This is a genomic window from Pontibacter diazotrophicus (genome assembly GCF_003367245.1).
Classification (GTDB): Bacteria; Bacteroidota; Bacteroidia; order Cytophagales; family Hymenobacteraceae; genus Pontibacter; species Pontibacter diazotrophicus.
In genome coordinates this window covers 52,575-62,416 of sequence record NZ_QRGR01000035.1, presented here as the reverse complement: position 1 = coordinate 62,416, position 9,842 = coordinate 52,575, and the positions used below count along the sequence as shown (strand labels likewise).

Sequence of the window (9,842 nt, the reverse complement as noted above, 5' to 3'; positions counted from 1 at the left end):
TGCCTCGAACTCCTTCAGGATTTTGGCGATCTGCTGCGGGGTAAATGTCTTTCTCTTCATAAATAACTGTTCAAAGTTAAAGGTTTTACTCTACTTCAAAACAGTTCTATTTGCTGGGGAGCTGACAGGTGTACTTAAGGCGCCAGATTTAAAAACAGTCTATAGCTATGATTCAACTGGCTTTCTTGCTAAAGAGATATTGTACCACGATGGGAAAGGTGTAGTACAAATAGTCAACATCAAAGAATATGAAAATTAAATCCCATAACCCAGTGCAACCTTAACCCTTGCTGCGCTATGGGCTTAGGCTGCACTATACCGTGATACATAAAAATAGATGAAAACACTTAAAAGGGTCCTAGTAAGCCTTATTGCGATAATTCTAATAAGCGTAATTGGGGGATATTTTTACTTCAAGAGCCAGTTCCAGCCTCCTGCCAATCAACTTGTACTCGGGGATTCTATCACCCCAACTCCTTTTGTCTGGCTTGGAGATTCCACTGAAAACGGAGTAGATGAGTATTCGGCCATGGTCTTACCTGTAACCTTGGAAGGAATCCCTGGAACTTATTACATGCAGTTTGACCTAGGCGCGCCCTACTCCCTTTTTTATGGCAAAGTACTAACATCGCTTAATGAGAAGTACAATAAAATAGTGATTCACCAGAATGGAGATGCATCATCTTTAGAGCAGTTCAGCTTCAAAGTTGGGAATACCGACATTTTTGCAAAAACGATAAAAGTAAAAGATTACGGGAGTGCCATAGACTGGAATGACAGCTCTCGGGCCCGTATTGTCGGTACCATTGGAGCTGACTTCATTGAAGACAAGGTTCTAACGATTGACTATAAGCATGAGAATATTTCGGTAGCATCTGAGATTCCACACGAGCTTGCTAATGCGGCTCAGTTCTCTGATTTCAGATTTGAGAGCAGAAGAGTGCTACTGCCCTCTAAAATAGATGGCCAGGAACAAACATTGCTTTTTGACACGGGCGCCAGTGCATTTGAGCTTTTGACCGATAAAAGCACATGGAATGAACTTTCTAAAGCAGGCTCAAAAGAAGAAACCTATGAAGCTAATTCGTGGGGCAAAAAATTAATTGTGCACAATATCCAAAGCAACAGTCTGATTGCGTTTGGCTCCGTGGAATTGCCCTTATCGATGGTAACCTATATAGAAGGAACAGGCTTTATGCAGAACATGCTTATGAAGTTTTCGGGAATGGGCGGTATGATAGGCAACAAGCTGTTCATCGGTAACATCTTAGTGCTTGATACTAAGAACCAGAAGTATGCACTAATAGAATAACGTATCACAACCAAACCTATAAGATAGCTACGCCACCTTATAGCAGAGTCCGTTAGGCATAATAGTAACAACCCTTAAAAACACCCTGCCTTTTATTTCGAACGTTTCCGATTTTAAGACTTCATAAGTATACTTATCTACATTAATACTCAGTTAGTCTGGATCAAGAGGACAAGCAAAGATGACAAAGTGGAGATAAAGCACCTTTTTAAATGCATTGCTCTCATAGTATAATGGTAGGAATTAGCCAGTTCCCGCTTCCTATAAGTGATTTCGTCAATAATCTACCTCATGGAAGCGTCGTTGTTTACTTCTATCCAATGGCCGTCCGGATCCTGAAAATAAACCTGCTTTACACCGTCCACACGTACCGTTGGTGCTTTGGCTGTACCAGGCCAGTTGGTATACTCAACCTTATGATTGTCCAGGTTAGAGATAAAGTCTTCAATAGACAGTACACTAAAGCACATGTGGTCATTTTTGTCCCGCTTTATGTTTTGCTCTGCCCCCTGAATCAGGTGTAGCTGACCTGCAGGACCAAGGGTAAACCAGGTATGCAGGCCATCTTTAAATGGCTCCGGAATCTGCTTCAGTTGCAATACATTCTCATAGAAAGCGGTGCTTTTCTCCAGGTCATGCACGTACATGGCAATGTGGTTCAGCTTTATTGTAGCAGCCCCACCCGAATCTTCTGATTGGGCTTTTACTGCATGCAATGAGAGGCTGAATATGACAAGTAGTAAGAGGCGAAGAGCGTTTCTCATAAAAGCTTTGGATTTCAATAAAAATCAAGATACGGATAATTTACGTCAATTAAGATACGGCTTCAAACAAAAGGAGCATAGCCGGATAATGCAGAAAAGAAGGAATCTTTCTCACAGGCTATTCACTTCCCGCTGCAGATTTTGCCTTGCCTGTGCCTCCAGGCTATTTTGAAACGTCGCTGTCTTGTAAATAGCAGGCTGGCTTAGAAAATGCTGCAATACTTTTTTTCGGCCCCTGTTGTAAAGCAGGTCAGGGTACAGATTATACTCTTGTCTTATTTGCTTTCGGTATTGGTCATATTTGTTCGAGTCAGCACCAAGTACAGATAAGTCTATGTCCAGCATAAAGTTTACATCCTCTGACTGATGTGGTTGGTGTGATTTTGTAGCTAAAATCATTTCCTGTACAATTCTTATTTTCTCATCCGTCAGGTGCAACTCCTGCAGTCTTTCAGCTGCCAGAGCGGCACTTCTGGCTTCATTGTCGCTGCGGGTTGTGCTGTAAATAATGTCGTGGTAAAAGACAGCGAAGCGGAGTAAATCAAACTGCTGAATAGAAGCTTTATGCTCCTCTGCCAGTTGCAGAAGCGCTTCAATATGGTGGAGGTTGTGGTAGTAGCGGCCGCTTTGGCTATAGTTTTGAGAAAGCTCTTTCCATAGCTCTCTTATCAGCTGCTGATCAGAGGTATACGAGCTGGCCAATGCTTCCCACTGGCTTTCTGCGTCTTGCATGGCTATCGCTTTTTCTGCCTGAAGGGTATCGACACTTTTACCTGTTGCTGTACAGGAGTACCTGCCTGCGTGGCAGGTTTCCAGGCTGGCCCTTCTTCAATTATTCGTATTGCTTCCGCGTCACAGGCCGGGCAGAGGCTCTTCAATACTTTTACTTCGCTTATTTCCCCGGTGGCTGCCACGGTGAAACCCACCACCACTTTCCCTCGCTCACCTCCAGGTCCAGCTGGAAAACGAAGATTCTCTTTCACGTACTTTCTGAAAGCCCTTTGGCCGATAGCAGGTTTGGCAGCTGCCACGGCAGGATCTTCGCCCGTTGTGGTAGTGCCATACCCTGTCACCACTACCTCGCTTAACGTCTTATTATCAGGAGACAGGTTCACATTTACTGGTGCAGTGGTCTTGGCTATGGCTTTTTCTGCGGAGGTGTATCCTATGTAATGAAACAGCAGCGTTGGCTTCTTACCCGTGACAGGGAGGGCAAAGTTGCCTTGTACATCAGTGGTAGTGCCGGTGCTGGTTCCCTTCAGTTGTACCGTCACACCAGGCAGCGGCTGCCCTTCTTCTGACAGCACCTGCCCATGCACCACTTCTGCCACAGCGGCATCCTTGTTCAGGGAGTTTAGCCCCCTTAAAGTGATGCCTGCTGTTTTGCCCTGTAGCGCCATAGATACGCTGGTGCTCTCCGGAATGGTGTCAGGCGCATCAGTATCTGCTATACGAAACGGTACTGATTCTGTGACTGATATTTCAGACTCTCCTGAAGAAGAGGGAACTGCAGCGAGAGAGGGTGTGTCAATGTCTTTCAGCACTTCCCTGTTATGCCGGGTACTTTCTTCTTCATTCATTTCTGGCATTATTTCTTCCACCAAAACATCATCAACTACTACTTCCTCCAGTATTTCTTCATCACGTTTTACGATGAGCGGCACGTTCTTCCTTTCAACTGCACTTGGTGGTGGTGCCAAGGCTATACCTTGTGGTTCAGAGGACTCAACAGCACCTGCTATTTCTGTGGTTGAATCAGGGGCAGGAGGGAGCGATAAGTCCATCGAACTGTTGATTTGCTGCTCTACGGCTATACCGTTCTGTTCCTGCTGCAGCTTGCTGTAGTTATAATATATCACCACAAAGGCCGTGCACAGCAACAGCAACACGGCCGCTGCCATTTGCCAGGCCGGAACTGCTGTTTGCTTCCTTTCCTGTTTTAATTTTGCGGCTATACGCTGGTTTAGATCTCCTACAGCTGCCTTGGTGCTTTCTGCATTTGATAAAGCCATACCCTCCAGCACGTCAGCGCATAAATCGCATTCCACCAGGTGCCTTTCCACCAGGTGGCTGAGGTTGGGGGGCAAAGCATCCTCGTGGTACTGCCGCAGCAGTTCCATCGGAGGGTGGCCTCCTTCATCCAACGTTATGTGGTGCTTATCGTGGTGCATGGTGCTTCTCCATGTAAATTTTCAGATTTCTCTTCCCGTTCTGGATGTAGCTTTTTACTTTACTAAGCTCACAACCGGTAAGGGTGGCAATCTCTTTATAACTCTTCTGCTGCAGGTAAAAAAGCTCCAGGCATTCCCGCTGCTCTGGTGGCAGGTCTGCCAGCCCCTTCACTACTGCCTGTTCGTCCTGTTCGCGTTCGGCTGCTTCTGAAAGATGAAAATCAGCCGTGTTTTCCATAATTGGCGGGTCAAATACTTCTAATTTAATATTTTCCTGCTTCTTTTTTGCTCGCAGCTGCATCAGGCAGTGGTTCTTCGCTGTTACGTGCAGCCAACTTTTAAAATTGGTGATGTCGTGTTTCAGCAGCGCTGTTGCCAGGTGCTCAAAAAGCTGCATGGTGGCGTCTTTGCTTTCCTCCTCATCCTTCAGGTATTTCATACAAACGAGGTAAACCATCTCCGTGTGCCGCTGGAATAAATCCCCCAGGTGCGCCATATCTCCTGTCTGCCTGTAGAGGCGCACCAACTCCAGGTCGTCGGGAGGCGGCTTTGAGTTAGAGAAAAGCTTGAGGAACATGGGCAGCATAGGAAGGCTTCTGTCTCCTAAAGAAAGGAAAAAAGCAGCATAAAAAAATGTGAAAGTTTTTTATGGAATAGGATGAGATGCTACATCATCTAAGAAACTAAAACATATAAAACCATGAAAAGAAAAATTTACATGCTGCTGCTGGCCCTCTTGTTTGTGGGGCTGCGTGCGCAGGCACAGGAAAGACCTATAACCGGCACTGTAACAGACGCTACCTCCGGCGAGACTTTGCCGGGCATTTCTGTTCAACTGAAAGGGACACAAAAGGGCGCTGCCACCGATAAACACGGCAAGTACAGTGTCATTGTGCCAAATGAAAAAGCCATACTTGTCTTCTCTTACATCGGCTACGAACGAACAGAAGTAAAGGTAGGAGAGAAACAGGTGGTGGATGTGCGCCTGAAGAGGGATAACAAAGTACTGGAAGAAATGGTGGTAACAGGTTACGGTGCAGAAAGAAAGGTGCGGCTCCGGGGAAACAATACGCTGCAGGGGCAAGCAGTGGGTGTGCAAATTCAAAGAGGATACGTGACAATGGCGGATGCGGAAGTTCTCAACCACAACACCGAGAACTATGATTACATCAAAGAAAGTACTTTTCAGAATGCGAAGAAGAACCCGCTCTCTACTTTCTCCATTGATGTGGATAAGGCTTCTTACAGCAACGTGCGCCGCTTTCTGAACAACGGGCAAAAGCCACCCGTTGATGCGGTGCGCATTGAGGAGATGGTGAACTATTTTTCCTATGATTATCCGCAGCCAACTGGCAACGCGCCTTTTTCTGTGACCACCGAGCTATCGGTGTGCCCCTGGAACAGCGACAACCAACTCCTGCACATCGGGCTGCAGGGCAAAGCCATTCCGACAGACAACCTGCCTGCCTCCAACCTGGTGTTCCTGATTGATGTGTCCGGGTCAATGGATACGCAGGATAAGCTGCCGCTGGTAAAAGCAGGTTTCAAGCTTTTGGTAGACCAACTGCGGCCGCAGGATAAAGTGGCGATTGTGGTGTATGCAGGTGCAGCAGGCTTAGTGTTGCCTCCTACCGCTGGCAGCAGCAAAGACAAGATTAATGAGGCCATTGAAATGCTGGAAGCGGGTGGCTCTACGGCTGGCGGGGCAGGCATTAATCTGGCATATATGCTGGCGCAGGAGCAGTTTATAGAGGATGGGAACAACAGGGTAATACTGGCCACCGACGGCGACTTTAACGTTGGCGTCAGCAGCGACAGTGAACTGGTACGACTCATCGAAAAGAAACGTGAAACAGGTATTGCCCTGACCGTGCTCGGCTTTGGCACCGGAAACCTGAAAGACTCCCGCATGGAGCAACTGGCTGACAAAGGCAACGGCAACTATGCCTATGTCGACAACATACTGGAGGCGAAGAAAGTGTTTGTGAATGAGTTCGGCGGCACGCTTTTTACCATTGCCAAAGACGTAAAGCTGCAGCTGGAGTTTAATCCTGCCAAAGTAAAGGCCTACCGCCTGATAGGGTATGAGAACCGCGCCCTGCAGGACGAAGATTTTAATGACGACAAAAAAGACGCCGGCGAGTTGGGATCTGGGCATACAGTGACGGCACTCTATGAAATTGTACCTGCCAGTGCAAACGATTCTAACACAGCCATAGGCAAGGTAGACGACCTAAAGTACCAGGAAAAGAACCTGAGTGCCGAAGCTGCTAAAACAGATGACATCCTGACGCTGAAGCTGCGCTACAAGGCTCCGGAAGGCAGCCAGAGCAAACTTATTACCACTACTGTTTTAAATAAAGCGGTTCCTGAAAGCGCCTCCTCAGACAACTTTAGGTTCTCCGCTGCAGTGGCTGCCTTTGGTATGCTGCTCCGCGATTCAGAGTTTAAAGGCACTGCCACCTATGCGCAGGTACTGAGTTTAGCGGAAGGCGCCCAGGGCACAGACAGTGAAGGATACAGGGCGGAGTTTATCAGGCTGGTAAAGTCCAGAAGCCTGCTGAGTGACAATAGCAGGAGTAAATAAGCTCTTCCGGAGAGTTATCTGTGCGCCTGTTGCAAAAGTAAATCTGCGGTTTTTGTGTTGCAGGTGCACAGATAGCTTCTCCAAAATCTACATAGTATTGAGAAAAATATATTTTATTTTAGGATTATAAACGGCAGGAGATATTGGGTGGTGTAGGTTCTGGTTAAAATGATGTATCATCCATGGATGTCTTTTCAGGTAAAGCACAGTTTTTTCAACCTGAGGTAAAGCCCCTGGTTTTCGAGCGGGTGGATAGGGTCAACGCCGATACCAGAGACAAGTGGGGTGAGTTGGCAGCAAAAGATAGACTGGTGCATTTTACCAGCCACTCTTTTGCATCAAATGCTGGAATTCTTCTTTAGCCTCTTCTATCATTGCTTCTTTGTTTAGGTGTGTGAGCTCGTAGTTTCTTTTTAATATTCTGCCGTCTATCAGCACGGTGTGCACATTGGCTGGTTGTGCGGCTTCCACCACAATGGAAGAAGGATCTGTCACATATCCCAGGTTCAGGGCATTGGTAGATAGCATAATCAGGTCGGCACGTTTGCCCGGGGTGAGTGAACCGGTGCGGTTGGCAATGCCTAAAGAACGAGCGCCTTCAATGGTTCCTTTTCCCAGTGCTCCCTTAGCGGTCAAATAAAACTCACTTCTGTCCAGGGCATTCGCCAGGTTAAGGAAAACTTTCATGACAGCAAAAAGATCGGCGTTGCCTGACAGGGTAGTGGTGTCTGCGGACAAACCAATTGTAGCGCCTGCATCTAAAAGCTCTTTCACAGGTGGAATGCCATACCCGATGCGCAACTCTGAGAATGGTGAAAGACTAACGACAGCACCGGCCTGCACAATACTTTTGATTTCAGCCGCTGTAGCGTCCTTGCAATGAATAATCTGCATCCCTTCAGCTAGTAAGCCTGCTTTTGCCAGTCCGCTGATAACGCCTGCGGAACTTGCATGAACGGAAACGGGAATTCCCAGTTGCCGGGCTTTGGTTACTTCTTTTATGCCTGTATCCATCCTGTTTTCAATACCTGCCCATGCCATGCCCAGGTGAAGCAACCTGTTTGCATCGTTAGGCCAGTTGCTGTGCAGGTTTTCCAATAGTTGCAGGTCCAGCTGTTTTGCGCCTTCTCCAGCAGGCACACCAAGAGAGTATCTGCCTCTTACGCCTGCCTCTCTGAGTGCCCGCAGACTCGCTTCGGCAAACTCCGGACTTCGTACGTTGTGGCTCCAGTCATGCACGGTTGTAATACCAGAGTTGATAGCTTCTGCAAGGGCGAGTTTTGTGGCAGCATACATACTTTCTGCCGTATAATGCTGCCCTACGTCTCTGATGATGGCAAAATATCCACGTCCTTTTACATTGCCTGCCATGCTGCGTAGCAGTGATGTCCACATGTGCCAGTGTGTTTCTACCAAGCCTGGCATTACAATTTTGCCTTCTCCATCCAATACCTCCGCACCAGTTGAACTAAGATTTGGCCTAACCTGCTTAATCTCACCGTCGCGTATAAGTACATCCGCAGATTTAAATTCACCCAGAGCAGGGTCCATCGTAAGTACATAGGCATTTTTAATCAGGTAGTGGCCCTGCACCGGGAGGCTTGTGTCTGCTTGTGGATTTGATGACTTGGCAGCCTGAGCGAAGGCACCTGTGTAACCTGCACAACCTGCAGCACCAAGAGCCAGTGAACCACCTAAAAACTTGCGGCGGCTTATATTACGTTTGATGTACTTTTTCGGATCAGAATGTTTATCAGGTTGTTGGCTCACAGTTATGCTTTTAATGAAAAGTTATAGTTCACCTGCTGCTTCGGACTTTTAGTCTCTTTACTGCAGAAAGTGGCCTATTTGATTTTATTACAGGTATAGCTTTACGTTGATTTTTTCTAAGGTATAACACAGGCAGAGCTTATTCTATAGTTCAAACGCAGCCATTTTATTCTCTATGGTTGCTCGGTCTGGATATGCTGGTTGTGAACCATACGTTTCTGTAGCCAGAGACGAGGCGGTTACAGCAAATCGTAAAGCACTCAAAGCATCCTGCTTCTCCCAAAGTGCAAAAGCAAGTGCCCCGGCAAAGGCATCGCCTGCACCTGTGGTGTCGGTTACCTGCACATCTGGCGCCGGAACGAAATGCCGCTCATTGTCTGAAAGCATCACATAACCCTCTTTCCCTAATTTTACTATTACATGGCGTGCACCCTTCTCCTGAATAGCCTCACATGCCCGAAAGCCATCTTCCTTGTTTTCAATTTCAAAACCAACCATACTTTCTGCTTCCGATTTATTGGGTGTCAGAAAGTTGGCTAATTCATAGTATTCTGCCTTGAGGGCGTGAGTGGGTGAAGGATCCAGAACTACCTGAAAATTTCTTTTTTTAGCTGCTTGCAGTGCTTTGCCTGCCACAGCAGCGGGTATTTCCAGATCAACGGCAAGCACAGAGTCCTCAGGAGCCTCTGAAATAACCTGCTCTACCAGGTCGGGTCCTTCCTGTTCCCACTTTTGGTTTGCGTTTGCGGAGAGGATAATGGTTTTCTTGCCGTCAGCGCGAACAACGACCATGGAAAGGCCTGTGCGTTGGCCCTTTCTTTGTTTTACATGCTCCAGGTTTACGCCCGCCTCCTTCAGTGGTTGAAGTGCTTCTTTGGCTTCCTCATCATCTCCGGTTCTGGCCAGCAACAGCGAAGGGGCTCCCAGTTTGCGAACCAGGTAGGCGCGGTTGGCGGCTTTTCCGCCTCCTAGCGTCATATAATCCTGGGATAAAAGCGTTTCTCCTGGTTCAGGCCAGCGCTCTGTTCTTACTTGTATGTCCTTGTTTATGCTTCCTAAAGATATGATAATAGCTTGTTTCATGCGCCACTGATTTTACTGGATTTCCTTTAAAGATAAATCTGTATACTCCTGATACGGAAACATGGCTTCATCTGGCGAGCCGAGCAAAGCTGGATGACAAAGCCAGTGTTTGTTTCATTTTGCTGAAAAGAGGGAGTTTTTAGCGTGAGTTTAAT

General features: G+C 47.1%; 9 protein-coding genes. 3 read left to right on the top strand and 6 right to left on the bottom strand.

Features of this window, described 5'->3' with window-relative positions; translation table 11 throughout:
* Positions 1 to 259, top strand: a 259-nt coding sequence (locus tag DXT99_RS27405) for a hypothetical protein (protein ID WP_220273435.1), incomplete at its 5' end; no start/stop codon positions are given.
* Between the two features lie 78 nt (positions 260 to 337).
* Entirely contained in the window at positions 338 to 1,312 is a 975-nt protein-coding gene (locus tag DXT99_RS23045; RefSeq protein ID WP_115567954.1) for a hypothetical protein, read from the top strand.
* Between the two features lie 284 nt (positions 1,313 to 1,596).
* Here the strand turns inward: DXT99_RS23045 and DXT99_RS23040 are convergent, their stop codons facing one another.
* The 4 genes from DXT99_RS23040 to DXT99_RS23025 all read right to left on the bottom strand — a co-directional run bounded on the left by DXT99_RS23040 (position 1,597) and on the right by DXT99_RS23025 (position 4,824).
* Complete coding sequence (locus DXT99_RS23040; protein ID WP_115567953.1) at positions 1,597 to 2,076, bottom strand: VOC family protein; 480 nt, start codon at positions 2,074 to 2,076, stop codon at positions 1,597 to 1,599.
* A 111-nt stretch (positions 2,077 to 2,187) separates the two neighbouring features.
* Positions 2,188 to 2,808 (bottom strand): HD domain-containing protein, encoded by a 621-nt coding sequence (locus tag DXT99_RS23035; RefSeq protein ID WP_115567952.1) that lies wholly within the window; start codon positions 2,806 to 2,808, stop codon positions 2,188 to 2,190.
* A 2-nt stretch (positions 2,809 to 2,810) separates the two neighbouring features.
* A complete protein-coding gene (locus tag DXT99_RS23030) occupies positions 2,811 to 4,247 on the bottom strand; it encodes a carboxypeptidase-like regulatory domain-containing protein (protein ID WP_115567951.1) in 1,437 nt (478 codons plus the stop codon).
* On the bottom strand, positions 4,234 to 4,824 hold the full coding sequence (locus tag DXT99_RS23025; RefSeq protein ID WP_115567959.1) for an RNA polymerase sigma factor: 591 nt from the start codon (positions 4,822 to 4,824) through the stop codon (positions 4,234 to 4,236). Before DXT99_RS23025 ends, DXT99_RS23030 begins: the two co-directional genes overlap by 14 nt.
* Positions 4,825 to 4,947: 123 nt before the next feature.
* Between DXT99_RS23025 and DXT99_RS23020 the strand changes: the two genes are divergently transcribed.
* Positions 4,948 to 6,834, top strand: coding sequence for a vWA domain-containing protein (locus DXT99_RS23020; protein ID WP_115567950.1), 1,887 nt, complete (start codon positions 4,948 to 4,950; stop codon positions 6,832 to 6,834).
* 318 nt (positions 6,835 to 7,152) lie between these two features.
* On the opposite strand, the gene DXT99_RS23015 is transcribed toward DXT99_RS23020, so the two are convergent.
* Together DXT99_RS23015 and DXT99_RS23010 are read right to left on the bottom strand one after the other, a co-directional pair.
* Complete coding sequence (locus DXT99_RS23015; protein ID WP_115567949.1) at positions 7,153 to 8,604, bottom strand: amidohydrolase family protein; 1,452 nt, start codon at positions 8,602 to 8,604, stop codon at positions 7,153 to 7,155.
* A gap of 144 nt (positions 8,605 to 8,748) precedes the next feature.
* On the bottom strand, positions 8,749 to 9,687 hold the full coding sequence (locus DXT99_RS23010) for a ribokinase (RefSeq protein ID WP_115567948.1): 939 nt from the start codon (positions 9,685 to 9,687) through the stop codon (positions 8,749 to 8,751).
* Positions 9,688 to 9,842: the final 155 nt, after the last annotated feature.

Bases quoted from the DNA above. Each gene is read 5' to 3' on its own strand.
- DXT99_RS23035 (WP_115567952.1), bottom strand. From the start codon at position 2,808: ATGCAAGACGCAGAAAGCCAGTGGGAAGCATTGGCCAGCTCGTATACC.
- DXT99_RS23030 (WP_115567951.1), bottom strand. From the start codon at position 4,247: ATGCACCACGATAAGCACCACATAACGTTGGATGAAGGAGGCCACCCT.
- DXT99_RS23025 (WP_115567959.1), bottom strand. From the start codon at position 4,824: ATGTTCCTCAAGCTTTTCTCTAACTCAAAGCCGCCTCCCGACGACCTG.
- DXT99_RS23045 (WP_115567954.1), top strand. From the start codon at position 338: ATGAAAACACTTAAAAGGGTCCTAGTAAGCCTTATTGCGATAATTCTA.
- DXT99_RS23040 (WP_115567953.1), bottom strand. From the start codon at position 2,076: ATGAGAAACGCTCTTCGCCTCTTACTACTTGTCATATTCAGCCTCTCA.
- DXT99_RS23010 (WP_115567948.1), bottom strand. From the start codon at position 9,687: ATGAAACAAGCTATTATCATATCTTTAGGAAGCATAAACAAGGACATA.
- DXT99_RS23020 (WP_115567950.1), top strand. From the start codon at position 4,948: ATGAAAAGAAAAATTTACATGCTGCTGCTGGCCCTCTTGTTTGTGGGG.